19 protein-coding genes and 1 pseudogene are annotated in these 19,145 nt (G+C 65.1%); 9 read left to right on the top strand and 11 right to left on the bottom strand.

All coding sequences use genetic code 11. The features are described 5' to 3' along the window. A partial coding sequence (locus tag AC1D2F_RS23015; RefSeq protein WP_476967819.1) for an amino acid-binding protein occupies positions 1–818 on the bottom strand: 818 nt, incomplete at its 3' end. A gap of 245 nt (positions 819–1,063) precedes the next feature. On the opposite strand from AC1D2F_RS23015, the gene AC1D2F_RS23020 reads away from it, so the two are divergent. After that, on the top strand, positions 1,064–1,468 hold the full coding sequence (locus AC1D2F_RS23020; RefSeq protein ID WP_476967820.1) for a TetR/AcrR family transcriptional regulator: 405 nt from the start codon (positions 1,064–1,066) through the stop codon (positions 1,466–1,468). Positions 1,469–2,102: 634 nt separating this feature from the next. Here the strand turns inward: AC1D2F_RS23020 and AC1D2F_RS23025 are convergent. The 4 genes and pseudogenes from AC1D2F_RS23025 to AC1D2F_RS23040 form a co-directional block, all read right to left on the bottom strand. Then, positions 2,103–3,614 carry a GMC family oxidoreductase gene (locus tag AC1D2F_RS23025; protein ID WP_476967821.1) on the bottom strand — a complete coding sequence of 504 codons (1,512 nt, stop codon included), beginning with the start codon at positions 3,612–3,614 and terminating at the stop codon, positions 2,103–2,105. A gap of 267 nt (positions 3,615–3,881) precedes the next feature. After that, a pseudogene (locus AC1D2F_RS23030) lies at positions 3,882–4,167 on the bottom strand (transposase); the annotation flags it as partial. Positions 4,168–4,223: 56 nt separating this feature from the next. Then, complete coding sequence (locus tag AC1D2F_RS23035) at positions 4,224–5,156, bottom strand: hypothetical protein (protein ID WP_229996109.1); 933 nt, start codon at positions 5,154–5,156, stop codon at positions 4,224–4,226. 639 nt (positions 5,157–5,795) lie between these two features. Continuing rightward, a complete protein-coding gene (locus AC1D2F_RS23040; protein ID WP_476967822.1) occupies positions 5,796–7,247 on the bottom strand; it encodes a phospholipase D family protein in 1,452 nt (483 codons plus the stop codon). 673 nt (positions 7,248–7,920) lie between these two features. Here AC1D2F_RS23040 and ggt point away from each other — a divergent pair. The 4 genes from ggt (at position 7,921) to AC1D2F_RS23060 (ending at position 11,121) form a co-directional block, all read left to right on the top strand. Next, the gene (gene ggt / locus AC1D2F_RS23045) at positions 7,921–9,750 is read left to right on the top strand and encodes a gamma-glutamyltransferase (protein ID WP_229994881.1); all 1,830 of its coding nucleotides are present in this window, start codon (positions 7,921–7,923) and stop codon (positions 9,748–9,750) included. A gap of 119 nt (positions 9,751–9,869) precedes the next feature. Next, positions 9,870–10,115, top strand: a complete 246-nt coding sequence (locus AC1D2F_RS23050; RefSeq protein ID WP_356815788.1) for a P-loop nucleotide/nucleoside kinase family protein — start codon at positions 9,870–9,872, stop codon at positions 10,113–10,115. Positions 10,116–10,161: 46 nt separating this feature from the next. Beyond that, the gene (locus tag AC1D2F_RS23055; RefSeq protein ID WP_229994880.1) at positions 10,162–10,515 is read left to right on the top strand and encodes a DUF6616 family protein; all 354 of its coding nucleotides are present in this window, start codon (positions 10,162–10,164) and stop codon (positions 10,513–10,515) included. 213 nt (positions 10,516–10,728) lie between these two features. Continuing rightward, on the top strand, positions 10,729–11,121 hold the full coding sequence (locus tag AC1D2F_RS23060; protein ID WP_229994879.1) for a VOC family protein: 393 nt from the start codon (positions 10,729–10,731) through the stop codon (positions 11,119–11,121). Positions 11,122–11,202: 81 nt separating this feature from the next. Here the strand turns inward: AC1D2F_RS23060 and AC1D2F_RS23065 are convergent, their stop codons facing one another. The 3 genes from AC1D2F_RS23065 to AC1D2F_RS23075 form a co-directional block, all read right to left on the bottom strand. After that, positions 11,203–11,727: a DUF2087 domain-containing protein gene (locus AC1D2F_RS23065; RefSeq protein ID WP_229994878.1), complete on the bottom strand. Its 525-nt coding sequence runs from the start codon at positions 11,725–11,727 to the stop codon at positions 11,203–11,205. Between the two features lie 221 nt (positions 11,728–11,948). Then, on the bottom strand, positions 11,949–12,443 hold the full coding sequence (locus AC1D2F_RS23070) for a hypothetical protein (protein WP_229994877.1): 495 nt from the start codon (positions 12,441–12,443) through the stop codon (positions 11,949–11,951). Positions 12,444–12,653: 210 nt separating this feature from the next. Next, positions 12,654–13,100 carry a hypothetical protein gene (locus tag AC1D2F_RS23075; RefSeq protein ID WP_229994876.1) on the bottom strand — a complete coding sequence of 149 codons (447 nt, stop codon included), beginning with the start codon at positions 13,098–13,100 and terminating at the stop codon, positions 12,654–12,656. A gap of 423 nt (positions 13,101–13,523) precedes the next feature. Between AC1D2F_RS23075 and AC1D2F_RS23080 the strand changes: the two genes are divergently transcribed. Both AC1D2F_RS23080 and AC1D2F_RS23085 read left to right on the top strand, forming a co-directional pair. Beyond that, a complete protein-coding gene (locus AC1D2F_RS23080) occupies positions 13,524–14,132 on the top strand; it encodes a hypothetical protein (RefSeq protein ID WP_229994875.1) in 609 nt (202 codons plus the stop codon). A gap of 329 nt (positions 14,133–14,461) precedes the next feature. Further along, positions 14,462–14,752: a hypothetical protein gene (locus AC1D2F_RS23085; RefSeq protein WP_476967823.1), complete on the top strand. Its 291-nt coding sequence runs from the start codon at positions 14,462–14,464 to the stop codon at positions 14,750–14,752. Positions 14,753–14,924: 172 nt separating this feature from the next. Here the strand turns inward: AC1D2F_RS23085 and AC1D2F_RS23090 are convergent, their stop codons facing one another. Both AC1D2F_RS23090 and AC1D2F_RS23095 read right to left on the bottom strand, forming a co-directional pair. Further along, complete coding sequence (locus tag AC1D2F_RS23090; protein ID WP_476967824.1) at positions 14,925–15,932, bottom strand: DUF6454 family protein; 1,008 nt, start codon at positions 15,930–15,932, stop codon at positions 14,925–14,927. Positions 15,933–16,107: 175 nt separating this feature from the next. Continuing rightward, positions 16,108–16,410, bottom strand: a complete 303-nt coding sequence (locus tag AC1D2F_RS23095) for a DUF4193 domain-containing protein (RefSeq protein ID WP_476967825.1) — start codon at positions 16,408–16,410, stop codon at positions 16,108–16,110. A gap of 68 nt (positions 16,411–16,478) precedes the next feature. On the opposite strand from AC1D2F_RS23095, the gene AC1D2F_RS23100 reads away from it, so the two are divergent. Both AC1D2F_RS23100 and AC1D2F_RS23105 read left to right on the top strand, forming a co-directional pair. Further along, on the top strand, positions 16,479–16,757 hold the full coding sequence (locus tag AC1D2F_RS23100) for a DUF7793 family protein (RefSeq protein ID WP_476967828.1): 279 nt from the start codon (positions 16,479–16,481) through the stop codon (positions 16,755–16,757). Between the two features lie 760 nt (positions 16,758–17,517). Continuing rightward, a complete protein-coding gene (locus AC1D2F_RS23105; protein ID WP_476967826.1) occupies positions 17,518–18,285 on the top strand; it encodes an SDR family NAD(P)-dependent oxidoreductase in 768 nt (255 codons plus the stop codon). A 62-nt stretch (positions 18,286–18,347) separates the two neighbouring features. Here the strand turns inward: AC1D2F_RS23105 and AC1D2F_RS23110 are convergent, their stop codons facing one another. Next, positions 18,348–19,058, bottom strand: coding sequence for a hypothetical protein (locus AC1D2F_RS23110; RefSeq protein WP_476967827.1), 711 nt, complete (start codon positions 19,056–19,058; stop codon positions 18,348–18,350). Positions 19,059–19,145: the final 87 nt, after the last annotated feature.

Here is a 19,145-nt window from a genome sequence, read left to right on the forward strand (position 1 = left end):
GCCCGGGCGGATTCGGCCGGTGTGAAGGGCGCCCGGGGGCGGGAGAAGCCGAGGGGTCCATGCCGGGGGGATGGTATTTTCAGGACGGTGCCATCACATGCCGGTTTGCTGGTCGCGGGTGAGGTGCTGTCGCCGGTGGGAGCCGCGACGGGCTTGGCGTCGAGCAGTTCGGCGACCGCGAGTTGGAGTTCGCCTGGGTCCTCCACGACCCGCAGGGCAAGGGCAAGGGCCTTGGTCTGGCCGTCCGCCACGSTCAGGGCTGTCGCCGGCCACGCTCGGACATCCCGTCCTCCGCCGCCCGCGGCCGCAGCGAGTAGTTCCGCGTGGGTGACATGATCKGGCGTGGAGACGACCAGCTCGTCCAGCATCCCGCCGGCAACGGTGTGATTCCGGCACACGAGGATCTCGGCGTCGACGCCGGAGATGGCCTCTGCCAGTTTCTCCTGGGCTTCGTTGCTGTAATCGATCAGAGTGCGGACCCGCCACAGGGCCGCAGAGTTGTTTAGCCGGCGCCGGTGGCGCAGGGCCGGTGCGTGCAGCCAGCCCCGCAATGCGCGCCGCACGGAGGGCTCGGCGACCCAGATAGCCAGTACGGTGGCCGTCAGGACCAGTACCTTCAGAACATAAGGGAGTGCCGCGTTCACTACAGCGGCATGAACCACAAGCTCAATCGGCAGTATGGCTGTGACGTTGGCCAGGGTAAGCCGGGCTTTCGAGGGGTGGGGCAGTTGGCCGCAGGCGTCACACAGCAGCGCTTTGATGGGGTTCCTTCGAGGCATTGTTATGGGTGGCGAGTCGTTCATGGACTGAACGGTCATGGGTTGCTCCTTTGTGCGGGGCGGTATGGGCAAGGGCGCCCGCGATGCCGGGTGCACCGCGTAAACATACGTTGTATGGAACTTAAACCGTACAACGTATGGAAGGTTGACCGCAACCCGGAGTCGCGCGGGCGATCGTCATCCCGCCGCGCGGCCGAGACCCCTTTTCATACACTGTATGAATCTGGTACCGTCCCTGTGTGGAAAAGGTGAAGAGTTCCCTGCGGGGAACCAGGAAGAGGGAGGTGCCTCTGACCGAGGCCGGGATCTACGCCGCCGCCCTGCGGCTTATCGACGCGGACGGGGTCGAGGCGCTCACCATGCGCAAACTCGCGACCGCGGTCGATGCGAACCCGATGTCGCTGTATCACCACGTGCCGAACAAGGACTGCGCCGCGGACGCCACGGCCGTCCCATTCCCCGGCCGGCCGCCGTCGGCGGGAAGGCTCCAGCGTGACCTGCCCCGGCCCCCTGCCCGCGAGGCGGGCCGGGGTTCCGCGCTTAGGATGAAGCTATGCCTCCCGCCCCCGATTCCCCCCTCTTGTGCCCGGTGTGCCGGGACGCTCTCCGCTTCGGTGGCGGCGGTGCCCGCACCCTGGTGTGCGGCGCCGGCCACAGCTTTGATGCCCGGTGATACTTACATTGCCTAAGCCGGGGCCGGCGATGTCCACCGCGGACAATTTCGCCAACTAGGTCAGTCAGCCGACATTGGCAGTAGTCCACCAAAACCGCGGAATCACGGTGGTCCGCATCTGGCGCTTTTCGCCAAGTGCCCTTGGGTCTCACAGTCGGGACGAGTCCTTCGGCTGTCAGTTTGGGGCCCTGAACGTCGAAACTAAACGTGCAGGGCCCCTCTGCTGTCGGGCGGCCACGGGGAGATGCCGCCTAACTTCGTGGCAGGGCTCAACATCATCCCACTGCACAGGGTCTGGCGACGGGATACGCGTCAGGTCTGTGGCAGCGAGGGATAAGAGCCCCGCTACACCGGACTCGAAATAGCCGACAACAGGCGTGCCAAATAGCAGCTTGGGGTGGCGACCGCGGTCGGGCCCCACCCGATCGCAACATAGGAAGAGGCCGCAGGACACACCAAAGAATCCGGCGATCCCATCAATTCCCCGTTGGGGAACGCCAATTTCGAGACGCGACGCGGATCAATCCCGGCATTGACTATCCGTCCTCCGTCCAACAGAAATGGTCGAAGCCGTGGCGGCCGGCTTTCGGTCGCTTTCCCGACGGCGGGCCGAGACCATGCCGACCAACGTGGCATACCTCCTAGCTGCCTCAGAGTCCCGCCCCGACCCCGCGACGCCGGGTCGCGATGTGCTCGGCGACCATGATCGTGGGGATGTTGGTGTTAGCCGACGGCGGTTCAGGGAGGATCGAGGCGTCGACTACCGAGAGGCCCGGCACTCCGTACACCCGTCCCGAGGTGTCGACCACGGCGCCGGCCCGAGGGGCCGTTCCCATCGCACAGGTGCCCACGGGGTGGTGGTAAGTCGTGGCCGTGGCCTTGATCCAGGCGCGAACGGCGACGGCGTCAGCGACCAGTTCCGGCTGGGGAGCGAGCCGGGAACCGCGAGTGATCTGGGTCAGGTGAGGGTGAGCCACGGCAGCGTCCGCGAGCTGCAGGCCCTCCACCAATCGGTCGATGTCCACCGGATTGCGGAAGTACCCGAGGTCGATGGCCGGTGCGGTGTTCGGGTCGAGTGTGAGCAGCCGCACCTCACCGCGCGACGCCGGCTTCAGCAAGGCTGCGGCGAGCAAGCAGCGGTACCCGTCCCCGAGCCGGTACGGTCCGCACACCATGAGCTGGAGATCCGGGGGATCCGAAGCGGATCTCCGGCTGCTCCGGGCTGTCGCCATCACCTGGAAGAGCGGAGGGTCTCCCAGCGGTTGGAGACACGGCAGGTCGATTGCCACCCAGGGGTGGTCGGCGAGATTCGTCCCCACACCGGGCAGGTCCATCGTGACGGGACTGCCCAATGCGGCTACGTCCGCGGCGGGGCCGATGCMAGACCGGATGAGCAGCGCGGGCGAGTGGTAGGCGCCAGCGCAGACAATCACCTCATCGGMCGCGACGATCTCGCCGTCGGAGGACCGGACACCTATTGCACGCCCGCGACGTAACACGACCTCGGCGATCGGACAGGTCGCGCGGATCGTCAGGTTGGGCCGGGAGCGGATGGGATCCAGATAGGCTCGAGCGGTGCTGACCCGAAGGCCTCGCACACAGTTGACTGGTATCGCTGACAGGCCGACGGCCCCCGGGGCGTTGTGGTCTGGAATTCGCGGGATCCCCACGTCCGCGATGGCGTCCTCCATGGCGAGCGTGAGCTCGGACCGTTCGTCCCCCCGATAGCGGCGGATCGGTACCGGCCCGTCCGTCCCGTGATAGGGCGACGAACCGAAGTCCAGGTCATGCTCAAGGCGTCGGAAAGACGGCAGCACGTCGGCGAACGTCCATCCCGGCAATGCCCAGCCGTCGTAATCGGCCGGATGCCCGCGCAGGGCGAAGGTGGCGTTGACGGCCGACGAGCCCCCGGTCACCCGCCCTTGTGGAAGGTCCAACGGAGGTCCGTCGGCGACACCCGTCCCATGAAGCCCCCAGTCGTGCGAAGCCGTGCTGGTGCCATGGATGCCGTCCGCGAGGTCAGCCGGAAGCCTCGGCGACGGGTAGTCCGGCCCCGCTTCGAACAGCACCACCTCGCGGTCGGCGTCCTCGCTGAGCCGCGAAGCCAACACGCAGCCTGCACTGCCCGCACCCACCACGGCCACGTCATACCGGCTCGTCATTTCTTGCCCTCGCTTCCGACTCCAGTCTCGGACGGCGGTCGGGATATTACTAGTTCGAATTCGAACCGGCCCAGAGAGGTCTCCGGGCCGCGATCAACGCCGACGGCGCGGATGCCACCCGGATCCAGCCCCAATCCCGTAAGGAAGTCAGGTACTGATCAACAGACTTTTTGATGTCGCGCGTTCTAAGAAGCGTGTACCCCAAGGAGGCTGGTGTGCTTTCGGTCACGCCCGTTACGGCGGCTATGTTCGGAACCGTGATGCCTGCTTCCGGTTCAGACCCCGTTTCCTTGAGAACACCGACCAGATGCCGTAGTCCCTGCACAAGCGCTGSCCCCTGTTCTCGCCCGCCGTAGTGCCCTGCTCGGGGGGCGGCCGACTCCGCCGCTGCCGGGCCGGCCCCCGGATCCTAACGCTCGGCGATGGCGATCCAGCGCTTCAGCGTCGTGACCCAAAGCCCGAAATCCTTCGCAATCTGCGCCAGCGGCGCCTCGCCCTTGCGGGCCACATCAATAACATCCCGGCGGAACTCCGCCCCATAAGTCGTGGGCATGTGCCTTGGATTGAAGGCGCCGGCGGGCTCCCGAGGACTCGGATCTCGTGGGCCAATCAGCGTTTGAAGTCCTTCAGACGCTCTACCACGAATTCTCTCGAGCACGGATGGCTCTCCTCTCCTTGAAAGCAGGCGAGTACCCCTGCTTTCGCTTCTTCGTCTCCCCAAGCCTGACCCACCAGTAGCTTAAAGCCGCTCACCCTGCTGAAATCAGGAACGAGGATGGGATCGCTACTTCCGTCCACCGGGATAGTGATCGTCTTGTCCTTGCCACCGCTACTCACGGTCGCTGCCAAGCTTCCCTCGAAGTCCCGGGGTACCTGCAACCTCAGAAAAAGGATGGCGGATTCGCCCGGCGGAAGATTGTATGCTGCAGGGGACTTAGGCACGATATTCCGGTCCTGAGAGTCTGCTCTGGCGTCAGAGAATGTGGCTGTTGACGTTCCGTCAGCTTGAAGTGTGCCGGTGTCTGCATCGATGGCCCCACCTGTAGGAGTGATACAGATTACAGGGAAAAGGGGCACTTGAGCTGCTGCAGTTTTCCCGTGCATGGTGAAGTCTCGCACCGTGATAGGGGCGCCCACTTGAGCGGTGTTACTGAGGTCAACGATGACACTGTCCACGAACAGCCTGCCATAGCGTGACAACCACGTGTGCTGTTCTTCGCTGCAAACGAAATACCGCCCGTCCGGGGAAGGAACCAGACGGGTTGGAAAGCTGTCGAACGGCGCATCGACTGGCACCGCGTAGCTGCCAAGAGAATTCAAGTTTTTACCTGCAGTGGCGCTTAGTGAGCCGACGCTGCTCTCCGTGGTATTCCAGTCTGCGATCAACTCCCGGCCGAAGGCAAAGATTGGGATCACGACTGCAGCGATTCCGGCTAGAACCAGCCAGACCATTTTGGTTACTGGTACCGATTTCTGTGCGGGATCGGATTTCTGATTCAGATTACCTGTGATGGCAACACCTTGATCGTCCTGGTCCGACATTTCGCTCACTGCCTTTACGCCGACGTCTTGTCACTAGTCAGTGTCCGACGAAAGCTTCCTGTGGCCAAGTGTTCCCGCCAATTACCTTGCACCGGGCCGCGGGGTCCGTCAACCACCCGCCGCGGATCCGGCAGGCAGCGACCCTCATTATGCCGAGGCCGTTCGGGGGGCCCGTCACCGCAGCATAGAGATTGTCGAAGAGGCTGTGTCGGAACTGTCCGACGCCGTCGGGGTCGCGGCAGCTTGGCGTAACACCAGCCGTCAGACTAGGGCTATGAGGAGAACCTGCAGAGCATCGAGGAGTTGCACTCCGCTTCATTTTCGCCCTGCACCTTCATTCCGTCGAGGCCAAGGTCGGAGCACGACCCAGCCTGTTCCAGGCTATCGGCGGTATCGCCACCGGCACGGAAAGCAAAGCCTCCGGAACCGCGAAATCGGCCTCTCGCGGGCAGGAAGAAGCTCCCATCGATTGCAATGACTTTGCCCCGGTTTCCGTTCAGTGCGCGGGGGGAGCACTAGGTTCAGTGGTGCCGGGTTGAAAGACCATCCACAGTCATCGCCCGGACGACGCTGGAAACTCACGAGTGGCCGTGTTTGGCAGTCGGAGGTCCGCGCAGCCCTTGCACCAGACTTGCTTGCCTAGAACCGGGTAGTGCCGCGCAGCCGGTGGGGGCGACCGTCCGGGTCCATGACAAGGCGGCTCAACGGATCTGCCCAGAGACGTTGGCGGGGTGACACTGGCTGGGGAGTGTGGCGGCGCACGTGTCCGGCGGGTCGGGGGGAGCGGCGGCCAGTTTCATGCCAGCGGTCGAGAGCATCTGCGGTGGAGTTCCAAAGCTCGAGCCCGGCCGCCGGGTCGTGGAGCTGGGGATTGTTCTGGTCTAGGCCCAGGTGTTCGGCCCAGAGTTGGAGCCGGAGCACGTGGGCCAACGGCCGGGAAGTGTCGTGGCTATTGTCCGTGGCGGGCGCGTCCCGGTTGTCGGCAGTCGTGTCGAATACGGCGCAGGTGAGCTCGCTGTCGGTAGTCCAGGATCGGCGGTTGAAGTTGTCTGAGCCGCAGGTAAACCAGGTGTCGTCGATGATGCAGATCTTGGCGTGGACGTAGATCGGAGTTCCAGAGCGGTTCTCCAGGTCAAACACGCCGACCCTGTCGGGCGCGACGCGGTGCAGCATTCTGAGGGCACGCAGTTGCCCGATCCGGCTCGTCGGTCCTGCGAGAGGCCCATCAGAGTCGGGGTAACGGGGCACAACGGCAATCACCCTCAATTTGGGATTCCGTTCGAGGGCGTCAGCGATTCCGCCCGCGACCTCTGTTGACCACAGGTACTGGTCCTCGATGTAGATCAGCGACCGGGCGCGGGCGAAGGCCTTCGCATAGGCGCGGGCAATACTGCGTTCCCCAGTTGGAGCGAACGGGAACGGGGGACGTTTCACCCCGTAGGTGCGCAGCAGCTGCACGGCATGAGGGCCCGCCGGTGGCGGCGGCGGTGCAGTGGGCGGGAGCGGTTCGGGGTGCCGGGGCATACGGGCCAGACGTTGCAGCAGCATCCGATAGGGGGTGCGCCGGTCCAGGGGATGGGGGTCGTTCCACCGTTCAGCAAACACCGCCAGGACATCTGCCACCACGGGGCCACGCAGTTCGAGGGCGGCATCGTGCCAGGGGGGTCGTTTCCCGTACCGGGAATCCATGTCCACCGCTTGCGGATCTCCCGCGTGGTCGGCATCGTCTCGACGGGTGTGGGAAAGGTCGATCCCGCCAACGAACGCGACGTCCCGCGACGGGTCGTCGCGATGGCGGATGACGAAGATCTTTTGGTGGTGGGAGCCGAACAGGCGTACACGCTGATCCAGAAGCACCTCGCCGCCGGCGTCGTTGACCTGACGACTTAGGAGCTCATTGGATCGGCCGCTGATTGGGGCCGATACACGCTCTCCGTGGGATCTCCAGACAAGGCCCCGCACTTCCACTCCCGCGCGGGCCAACGCCGCGAGCACGTCGCCGATCGAAGGTCCGTCCGCCAGCAGCCGCTCGTCGGCGTCGCCACGCCAGTCGGTGAACCACACGCGGTCTCCCGCCTGCAGAGCCGTCAACTCCTCATGCAGTCGGGCGAAGTAGGTCGCTCCATGAATCAGGGGCCGCACTAGATTGCCCTCCGACCAGGACGGCGATCCGGCACCGCCCGCGTGGACGTCTGTGGCCAGATTCCCCCGCTCAGCGCGACTCAGAAACCACGTACCAGCATCACTGTCCACTCAGTCCTTCCTTCGGGGCCCGAGGCCAGGCTACTAGTGTCCGGTCTCCAAAGTAGCCTACGACTGTGCTGACTAGAATGTCAGCGGCCGGGTCGTTAGCGCCAGGTATTAGCGGATTAGCGGATCAATGCAGCGCGACGCCGGCACTGGCTGACGCCCGGAGATGTCTGTTACGGCCTGCCATCAACGGCCAACGACCAAGGCTGGCCGCGGCGCCGCGGCCGGCAGAGGACAGCGGCGGCACGTGGGGCCGGGCGAACAATGTCCAGGCCGTCAACGACCCCAGCCACGAGGAGCACAAGGCCTACCGGGAGTAGCTGGGAATGATCCCACACGACACGCTGGACCCGAAGGCTTCGACAATGACGAGGTCAACGAGGACCCGACCGACCTCTCCTGAGGGCTACCCAGATGGCATCCAGTGCCGTTGACGCAGGTGTTGAGTGTCACAGGCCGCCGTAGTACCGTGACAACCACTGTCAACACGCATCACACGGACTCGGGAGCGATCATGGCATATATGACACGTGGGCTGGTGGCCGTCACGGCGGCCCTGGCATTGAGCGTGACCGGCGGCGTCGTCGCCGGCCCAGCGTTCGCCGATCCGCGGGAGACGGGAAAGACCGCGACCGCTACCGGGTACGGTGGCGCGGTGAGCACCGTTGATCCCGAAGCGTCGGCTGCAGCGATCGAGGTACTCCGCAGGGGCGGCAACGCGGCGGATGCAGCCGTCGCCGCAGCCGCAACCCTCGGTGTGACCGAGCCGTACAGCGCCGGGATTGGCGGTGGGGGCTACTTCGTGTTCTACGACGCGAAGACCGGCGACGTGGGCACGATCGACGGCCGCGAGACGGCACCGTCAGCGATGCCCCACGACGCGTTCATCGACCCGGCGACCGGGCAGCCCTACCGCTTCACGCCCGAACTCGTCACGAGCGGCGTCTCCGTTGGCGTCCCCGGCACGCCGGCCACCTGGGAGCGTGCCCTCGACAGGTGGGGCACGTTGAGCCTTGGCGATGCCCTCAAGCCTGCCATCAACGTGGCGACCCGTGGGTTCGTGGTCGACAAGACGTTCCGCCAGCAGACCCTCGACAACAAGCCCCGGTTCGAGGCGTTCACCTCGACCAGCAACCTCTTCCTCCCGGGTGGCGACGCCCCCGCCGTCGGCAGTGTCTTCCAGAACCACGACCTCGCCGAGACCTACCGGCTCCTCGCCAAGAAGGGCACGGACGGCTTCTACGGCGGCCCGCTCGCGGCCGAGATGGCGGCCACGGTGCAGTCTCCGCCCAAGACTTCCAAGACACAGCTGCCGGTCCCGGCAGGCCAACTGACGACGGCGGATCTCGCCGCATACCGCGCCCTGGATCAGGCGCCCACGCACGTGGACTACCGCGACCTGGACGTCTACGGCATGGCGCCGTCCAGCAGTGGCGGCACCACGGTCGGCGAGGCGCTGAACATCCTGGAGCCGTCCAACCTGTCCGGGATGTCCACGCCCGGCGCCCTTCATCACTACCTCGAAGCCACCGCACTTTCCTTCGCGGACCGTGGCAAGTACGTGGGTGACCCCGCGTTTGTCGGTGTCCCCACCGCTGCGCTCACTGACCCGTTGTTCGGCAAGGAGCGCGCCTGCCAGATCGACCCGCTGCACGCGGCGGCCAAGCCGGTTGCGCCGGGGGACGTGTCCTCGTACGACGGCGCGTGCCCGGCTGCCGCTGTGGCGCCCGCTGACGAGAAGGACACCGAGAACATCTCGACGACCAATCTGACGGTCGCGGACAAGTGGGGCAACGTGGTGGAGTACACGCTCACGATCGAGCAGACCGGCGGGTCCGGCATGGTGGTGCCCGGCCGCGGCTTCCTGCTCAACAACGAACTGACCGACTTCTCGACCGTATACAACCAGACCGACCCGAACCGGATCGAGCCGGGGAAGCGTCCGCGCTCGTCCATGTCGCCGACCATCATCCTCAAGGAGGGCAAGCCGTTCCTCGCTCTCGGCTCGCCCGGCGGTTCTACCATCATCACAACCGTCCTGCAGACGATCCTGAACCGGGTTGACCTGGGCATGACCATCTCCGAGGCGATCGCTGCACCTCGTGCCTCGCAGCGCAACACGGCCAAGGTCACGGCCGAGCCCGAGTTCATCGCCGCGCACGGCAGCCAGCTGGCACCCTTTGGCCATCAGTTCACGCCGTCGGGGGATGCATTCACCTCGGCAGCGGAGATCGGCGCCGCGACCGCCATCGAATTCCTGCCGGACGGCGGCATGGTCGCAGCCGCCGAGCCCGTGAGGCGCGGGGGCGGATCCGCTATGGCACTCAAGCTGCCGCCGCGGTAGGGCCGCACAGTCCAGGACGGGCTGCTCGTTTTCGATCTGCAACCACCACCGGCTCCGGCGCTACGACCGGCGACTCCTGCCCGCGGCACGGACTTCGGACCCTGAACCGACAACGGACTATGGCTAAATCCCTGATATTGATAAATGGACTTCCTGGCTCCGGGAAGACCACGCTCTGCCGGCAACTCGGTCAGGCCTTGTCCTGGCCCGTCATCGCCAAGGACAAGCTAAAGGAAGCACTTGCAGACATCGCTTTTGGGAATGTCGGAACGGCGGGCGTGGGCAGATCGCGTCTGAAACGATGTGGCAGCTGGCGGCGTCGATCCCACCATTCGACTCTTGTAGGGCAGGGAGCGCACCCCTAGCGTGACCCTTGCACGTCAACTGCTTCACAGATTCGGAGGGGAAGCTATGTACGTCGTGGTAGAGACCTGGACAGCGAAGCCCGAGTTCCTCGCGGCGCCGCTCAAAACGAAAGAGGATCTCTTCGCCGAGATCAAAGCGGCGATGGTCGAGATGGCGCAGGTGGGAATCACCACGCTGGGCTGGGGTTCTGTCGACCGATCGGCCGGACAGAGCGCGGACTACGACTGGTTCGCGGTGTGGCAGGCCCCAAACGCGGAGCTCGCGAACGCCTTCCTGCAAGGTGTCGAGCGTTCCGGTTGGTACACCTGGTTCGAGCAGGTCAATGTGCTCGGCGAACTCCGCACCGTCGACGCCGTCGCAGCGGAGCACCTAGCCCTGAAGGGGGAGGACGTGCACTGACGACAGTCGGTGCGCCGAAATGCCATCCTGTCCTGATCCTCTGGTCGAACAACATCAACTCTCCAAACTGTGCGGTGGTTGATTACGCCGAAGAATCTTCTGGCAGGTCCGGGAAGTTCTTCCTGCTCTGCGCGTGCAGCGACTCGAACTTGAGCTGGTTGCTCGCAACGTTGAGCTGTTCCGAAGGGAAGGGCTGGGGAATACCATGCCTTTATGGACACCAGGCTGTTCGTCTACCTCAGTTACGCGGACGCGTCCGCCGCATTGGATTGGATGCAGCGGGTCGGGTTTGACGTTGTTCGCCGTCAGGACGGAGATGGCGGCCAGGTCCTCCACGCTGAGGTTCGCATGGGTGAGGCAGTGCTGATGGTGGCGAGCAACGATGCCGACTACCAGCGGCCTGCCCTGATCGGCCGATCCACGGGTCAGGGACTGTACCTTCTCGTCGAGGATGTCGACGAATTCCATCGGAAGGCACTGGCCGCCGGCGCTACGGCAGTGATTGACCCCGAGAACACCGAATGGGGCACGCGGCGGACCAGAGTTCTTGATCCCCAAGGGCAGGAATGGAGCGCGGGCACGTATGAACCTGGAGTCATGTGGTGATTGCGCAGTTTCCATGAGGCCTTTCCCGCAAAGTTGGCGCCCGAACGGGTTGCGACGCTGCAAGAACGCCCAGTTCCAAGCCTATGGTTCCTCGTGCCGCGAGTAGGAAGAGCCGGAGGGGGTCCGTTCCAACAGTCCGAAGTCGATCATGTAGCGGCGCAGCATAACGACATCATCGCTGTAACTGAGGAGCCGTTCATTGACCTGCTTTTCAGTTAGCTTTTCGCCCGGCCCGATGGCTTCGCTGACAATCCATGCCAGGAGCTCCCGCCGCTCCGCCATGTTGGCTGGATACCTCTCGATCCTGCCCAGCCGCATGAAGCGAGCCAATCCGGTCTGCGCCTGCCGCCGGGGTTGCTGCGTGAGCAGTTCACGGAAGATCGACTCAGACGCCTCCAATTCGTTGGCAGCATTCCGTTCGACGAGCCCACACTCAAGCAGGGCGGCGATGGCCCGGTTCCGCCGTCGGTCATTCAGATCACCAGCCACGTCGGGAACCGGGGCGCCAAGCACGATTTGCGCGTAGGCGGTCCGCGCGTCGTTATTGGCGAGGGCTGCCAGCACCCGCCGCCAGTGCGGTCCGCTCAGCCTCGTTTCTCCGGTCACAGCGTTTTCCTCACTCTGCGTCTGCCCCCGCCTGTGCTGGTCACGGTGTGCTTGGTCAACAGGCAAGATCGTAGTCCTGCACGAGCGTGACGGACAGGGTCTGCGGGCGGCAGGCTGTGCGGCGATGCGGCGAAAGGGCGGGACGCGGCAACACCCCCTTCCCGAAGGCCACCTGATGGCGGCCGGTGCATCCGAAGGGGGCGTTGCCAGTGGTGTTCGGATCAGGAGTCGGCGGACTCCTCCGCCGGCTCCACAGAGGTTTCTGCGGTGGCTTCTGCGGCCTTTTCGGCAGCTTCCGCGGCGGCCTCGGCGGCGGCCTCCGCAGCTTCGGCGGCGGCTTCCTCTGCAGCCTTCGCCTGAGCGGCTGCCTTTGCGGCGGCCGCTTTCGCTGCCGCGGCTTCGCGCTTCTGGGCCTGGGTGGTCTTCTTGGTGATCTTCTTGGCTTCCTGGGCGGCGCGCTTCTGCGCGGTATCCGCGACGGCGGCAGCGTTCTTCGCGACGGCGGCAGCCTTCAGGGCGGTGACCTTGGCCTTCACTGCCGCAAGCTTCGCGGCGGCCGCCTGCTTCTTCAACTCCGCCTTGGCCTTCGCCTCGGTGGCCTTCGCGGACACCGAGTGGGCGGCCGTGGTCGGGGCCGCGGTGGCGACACCGGCACCAGCTCCAGTGAGAACGGCTGCGGTCAGGACGACAGCGCCCAGCTTCTTCGCAATCGACATGCGTAGTGCTCCAATGATGTGTGGCCCGGCAGTGCGGGCGGGGATCCGGCTCGCCGGTTGCCGTCAGCCTAGAGTGGAAGCAGAGCGCTGTTCAATCAGATGCACCGATGCTTGGCAGAACCTTGGCGAACGTTGAGGCTCCAGCCATCCGGGACCCATTTTGTGCCGGACGTTATTGGGACGGTCACGCGCCTGTTTGTTGCGAGCGGATCATGCGGCCACCCGCTGTTCTGCCGGGGCCGGGAAGCGGACATCCGGGGTGGTGTGCTCGGCGTAGACGCCGGCGCCCAGGGCCGGGCCCGCGTAGGCGTTGACTAGCTCGGGGGCGCCAGTAACGTCCACGAACAGATCACGGACCCAGGCGGGTGCGGCCAGGATGCTGAAGTTCGGGTTGGCCACATCGTTGCGGTAATGGCGGGACAGGCGTTTCTTCTTGCCGTTACCGAGCAGGTCCACGCGCAGGACAGTGAAGGGGGCGTCTTCGGTGGTGGCGCTGATTCTGATGATCGCCAGGTCGGCGGTGAACGGGCGGTCCTTGGCCGTGTCGCGTACCTTGTGGGTCGGCGCCAGGTTGACGGTCCATTCACGGAACCGGCCGGTGGTGGCTGTCGTGGTCAGGGTGGCGGGGTTAGATGGCGTCGTCAGCAGGGTGGTCATCGAACTCGTCCTCCTCATCGTCATCGGGCAGGGTGGTGCCGGCGGTCAGCTACAAGAATGCCTTGGCCGGGGGATCGCAAAGGTCGGAGGCGTGCACCTGGACATCGGGTCAAGGGCACATATAGGAGGCTGCTGAAGGATGAGGCCATGCTCTCTAAGATAGTCAGCACCCCTTCGGCGGTGATGACGGGGGCATTGCTCATGGGTTAATTCTTTCAGTTCGTCGGTTATGCCATGCGGCCCACGTGCACGGCGGGCGCGTCGTACTCACCGGGCAGACCATGGCCGGCGCTTCTGGAAGGCGACGGCGGGGTAGCCGGACCCTCCTGCATTGCCGTCGCGTCGGCCCCGGTGCGTCAACTGTTCTGGGAGTGCAGTAGCTGTAATCTGGCTTCGAACCGCTCACAACTTCATGGGGGAACATTGACTGAGAACATCCCGGCCGTCCCGCCGGTGCCGCCGTATCCCCAGACACCGCCCTACCCGCCGCAGGGGCAACATGCCCCCTTCGCGGGCAACGCGCCGTCCTACGGTGCCCCCCAGGCCTACGCTCCGCCGTACGGCCAGCAACCTTACCTACAACCATCCCAGCAGCCGTATCCGGCCTACCAGCAGGCGCCGCAGCCGCGGTATTCACCGGACGGCCAGTGGACCTACGCGGGGGCTTCGAATGCTCCGAAGTCCTCCTGGTACCGGGTTGGGGCTGGCATCACGTCGATCGTGCTGGGGTCCTGGCTGTTTCTCCAATTCCTTGTCGGGGCCTCCCTGGGACTCGGCATCCTAGCCTTCCTGTCGCTTGTCGCCGCCGGCGGGACAGTCGTGTCGGGCATTGTCCTGCTGGCCAAGCAGCGGAGCCGGGGGAGAGGGGTGGCCGTCACGGTGCTGAGTTTCGCTGGGCTTGCACTCTTCGTGGGCTTCTTGCACCTTGCGGGCCGAGCCGGCCCCGGCATGTTCTTCTTCAATTTCCTGCTGTCAGTCCCGGTACTGGTCGTCATGGGCATCGGGTTGTCCCGGGAAACGCGCAGCGCCTGACCGTTCGCACCGTGGTCAGACATCCATTCAGGAACCCCTGGCGCCGACATGACGATGAGTCGATGACTGTAGTCTCCCGTCCTCCTTCCTGGATCAAACGCTAGGACGCTGCCATCAGCCATGGCCACAGCAGCCTGTTTTTCATCGCACACAATCGTCAGCGGTACTCCACCCGGTGCGTCAGGCTGCTGACCGCTGGCGGGAGGGATTCGTGAGGCCAGACGGCGCGATCCGCACACACCTGCCTTCCCGGCGGCTTCCGAAGACGATGTATGGCAGACTTTCCCCGACCACCCACCGGCGCTTCAATCCACGACCGCGGAGAACCCATGCTGGATTTGATCCTTGACGTCCTCAGCGCAGCTCTGGAGGCGGTCTGGGTCAACTGGGGGCCCACGGCCAAACAACGCGTCAAGCGTGCGCTCAGACTCTCGCGCCGCCGGAATCTGTCCGCCAAGAGCAGGCAGTTCGCTCAGACATGGCTGGATTATGGGCTGCAGAATCTTGCCGACCTTGGGCTGCAGGCGCGGGAGCCGGAGCTCAGAACGGCGCTGTCCAGGGTGAAGGAAGCCGCCGCGTCGGACTTTGCTCCAGAGCTGAACGACGCCGGCCGTCCCTAGTCAGCGGGATCATCCTGCTCGTGTTCACGCTGCTGGAATCCAGGCCCGAAGGGCAGCGGTTCGACTAGCCGCCCTGGTCATGGCGCGGAACGGGAAGGCCACCGGGGCATAGCCGCCGGTGGCCTTCCTCCGTCCGCATGACTGCGCTTCCCGGGCCCGCGCCCGGTCCGCGCTACTTCGCCGGCGTGACGGTGGCTTCGTAGGTGAGGATTTCGGTGCCGTTGCCTTCTTCGCCGTTGTCGGGGGCCACCTTCATGGTGAGGTGCCCGCCGTCGGCCGTCATTTTGAACGGGTTGCGTGTTGCCACGTGGCCTGCGGTGGACCACTGCTGGAACGGGACGTCGCGGATTACGTTGCTGGACTTGAGGTCGATCATCGCCATGCCGCCGAGTTCGTAGGTGGCACCGGTGCCGCCGGCCGCCGGGGTCTGCGGGAGGTTGGTGATTCCGGCGCAGAGCATCCTGGAGTTGGGCACGTACTGGCAGTCCTGGTAGTCGATGAAGTAGTTCGGGTTCTCCCAGGTCGAGAGCTGCTTGCCCTGCAGGTACCATTCGGCGAAGCGGCGCGAGCCCCAGGTGTTGCCCACCAGATGGCCGGTCTGCTTGTCCATCACGATGCCGCCGAAGTGGTCCTTCACCTCGAACTGCTTGTGCACCTCGAGGGTGTTCGCGTCGACCCGGTAGATGATGGCGCTGCTGTCGGGCCGGTACTGGGCCACGGGGACCCAGACGTTGGTGCCGTCGAAGTCGATGCCCCCCGGGTGGTACATGTCGCCCTCGCCCAGGATGATGTCCTTTTGCAGGTTGCCGGCTTTGTCCATGACGAACAGGTGGCCGACGCCCTTACCGGGGGTGCGGTCGAACCCGTTCTGCGGGCTCGGGAACTTCACGGTCGGCTCGATGATCTGAACGGCCGAGAGGAAGATGTGGTCCTGGCTGTAGGCGATTCCCTCGGTGTGGTACGTCGGGAAGTTCAGCTTCAGGCTTGACGTCTGCTGCCACTTCGTGTTCCGGTCAACGCCATTGAAGGCGTCGGCCAGCGCCGTATTTTTTTCACCGTGGTTGCCGGAATCGGCGCTCTTTCCTGCGGCCTGGGCGGCCGCGGTTCCGCTGATTGCGGACGCGGCCAGGACGATTGCCGCGGCGGCCGTGAGGATGCCTCGGGTGCGAGTCGCGCTCATTGGGGAGCCTCTCAAAGGTTGGATCTCAACAAGGACTCCCGACGCTACTTCCCGGTAATGAACCCCGGGTGCGGGCCGGTGAACAGCAGGTTGCGGAGCAGTCCGAGGGCGGCGCGCAGCAACCCGGCCCCTCGATTCGATTGAGATCACTACGCGCTGTGGAGGCCTCCCAGGTTCAGCCTTCGCAGTCGGTGCAGTAGACCTGGGCGCCCGTCTGCCGGGCGATCTGGGAGCGGTGCCGGACCAGGAAGCAGGAATGGCAGGTGAACTCGTCGTTGGCCTGCGGAATGACCTGAACAATCAGCTCTTCGGCGATGAACTCGCCGCCCGGGACTCCTGCCCCGTCCAGCCCGTCGGCCTCGTCGAGCTCCTGGACGACGCTGCGGGCGTCCGGGGCGTTAGCGGACTGCAGCGCCTCCAGGGAGTTTTCCTGGGTTTCCTTGACGTCCGAGCGGACTTCGTCGTAGTCGGTTGCCACGTGGCTGTTCTCATTTCTCGAGTGTTGACTAACCTCAGTGCAACGTACAGCACGCCGCGGTTGTTCCGCTGCCGCGGGCAGAATCGACGCCCTGCGGCGTTAGCGGGCAGGGCGGGACGCCAATGCCGATGCTCTCTGAGATGACCGACGTGGAGTTCAGCGCGGCGGCCCGATACCAGTTCGCACAAAGTACCGGCGTGGTGGCCATCGCGGTCCTCGGATCCAGCGCAGTTGACAGGGTCATCGCGTCCGCCACGAGCCGGGAGACCAAATACCCGCACGAGTTTTTTACCTCCAGGACCGCCGCAGTCACATGGCTGCAGGATATTATCGGGAGCCGCGATTAGGAAGCGGCCATGTGGGCAATGTTCGGGCAGGATTCGCGCATCATCCAAGACAGACCGGTCTTTCCCATTGTAATGTGGCTTCACGGTCTTTCCGCCCCGTTTGCTCCAGGGTTGTATCAAGGGCTCTAGGGATCGTGGCCGGTTCCGGGCTCTGCCGGAACGGGAACAAAGGATTAGCCAATGTCCATTAAGTTGTCGTCCCGTCCGGAACCCTCACACGGGTACCCGCCCGCGGACCCGTGGGAACGTGAACCGGAGGACAGCAGCGTACGGGGGATACGCCTGCAGGCCGCCGAGATCATCGCCGCGGTGCTGTCCGATTCCTTGCCGGGACGGGCCCGTGCCCGGGATCAGCTGTGTCGTTTGCTGCAGGCCAACCCGGGCCGACCGGAAGTGGCGCTGGCGGCGCACCTCATCGCCCTGCGCGAGGAACCTGCCCGGGGCCACCGACCCGATCTGACACTCGTCCAGGGGGAAGCGGCGGAAGTCGAAACGCCCGCGCAGCCCTCACGGCCAGGCGCTGGGCGGGCGCCCGGGTCCCGTCCAGGCGCCCGCCAACCCCTCCTGCATCATCGTCCCGCTGAGCGAGTGCACTATGGTCGCGCGGATCGGGCCGGGCTCGGCGGCTTGTCAGGGGACGGAACCTAAACGCAACGATTCAGAAGTCCGCCTGCCCGCGTGGCCACGCGGTGATCCGTTTCTGGAGTCAAGGGCTTAAGGTGGTCGGGACGTACCCGGAACCACGAAGGGGACCATCCCCATGGCTCGCATTTTCATCACCGGATCGACCGACGGACTCGGGCTCGCCACCGCCCGGACGCTGTTGAATCAAGGCCACGAGGTCCTGCTGCACGCCCGTACCAGGGCACGCGCCGCCGCCCTCGATGACCTCGCCCCGCAAGCGGCCGGCGTCGTCGTTGGTGACCTCAGCAGCGCCGTCGAAACGCGGGACCTCGCCGAACAGGTCAACACCCTGGGGCGAATGGACACCGTGGTCCATAACGCCGGTGTCTACCTCGCGCCGGGGCGCGTCGCGACGCCGGAGGGACACTCCCGCACTCTGGCGGTCAATGTTCTCGCCCCCTACCTGCTCACGGCACTGATCGAACGGCCCGGCCGCCTGGTCTACATCAGCAGCGGCATGCACCATGGGGCCAGCGGCAATCTCCATGACATCGATTGGACCGAGCGGCGCTGGAATGCCAGCGCGGCCTACTCCGAGAGCAAGCTCCATGTTTCTGCGCTCGCCGCCTCCGTCGCCCGGCACTGGCCCGATGTGTTCAGCAACTCCGTTGACCCCGGCTGGGTAGCCACCAAGATGGGCGGAGCCGGCGCCCCTGACGACCTGGCCATGGGTCACGACACCCAGAGTTGGCTCGCCGTCAGCAATGACCCCGCAGCCCTGGTGTCCGGCAGCTACTGGCACCACCGCCGGCCGCGTAAACCGGCCCCGGAGGTCAACGACACGGCCTTTCAGGACAGGCTCACCAGCAAACTCGCCGAACTTACGGGCGTAACGCTCTTTTGAAATACAGAAGGAACAAGCCGGGCTTTCTTGCGGTTACTGCCGGCCGCACTTCAGGCGGATGCTCAGGTTTCCTGTCGGTTCGCCGCTGCCCGGCTCCGTGGCAACAGGAATCCGGCCGCGACAAGCCAGAGGAGTCCGCCGAACCGCCCGATGGGCAACAGGAACTGGAGCGGCTCGATCACCATGGACAGGAAGCTCAGCTCGGCCAAGGCGGCGATGACGAGGCCGGCCCAGGCCAGCCAGCGCGGCACGAAGCGCAGGATGAGCGCCGGGACGGCGATTCCGGCCACGAGGAGCCCCAGGCCAACGACGAAGGCGACGCCGCCGGTGATGAACGCGAGAAACGACAGCGCATGGGTCAGCGGCACATCGGTGGTGATTTCCGGGCGGCTCAGGACCCACCCCACGGCGGCCGAGAGCATGAGGAACACCGAGGCGGTGATGCCGCCGAAGAAACCGATCGCGGGCCCGGGGACGCGCACGCCAAGCCGGAGCTGCCGGGCGTAAACGGTGGCCGCGAAGATGCCCAGCGGTACTGCTGAACCGAACTGGAAAAAGCTGGCGAGCCGCACCGCATCGGGGTTTCCGTGAAAGAAGGCCGCGACCTGGCTGGCAGGAGAGAACGGCGAGACGAAGGTCTGGCCGCCCGTGAGGATCGCGCTGCTGACCAGGCCGCCGACCGTGAGTCCCAGGCTCACGGCCGCCAGGATGCCCGGGTTGGGGCCGCCGGATCGTGTCGTTGGAGAGGTGTGGTGGGGGGATAGGTCAGTCATGATCGCTTCTTTCACGTAGTTACGTCACAACTAAAATGATTCATCCGTTGAATGATTCTGTCAATAGCGTAATATTGGGGCATGGAC

The organism is Arthrobacter sp. P1_B3 (assembly GCF_056406615.1).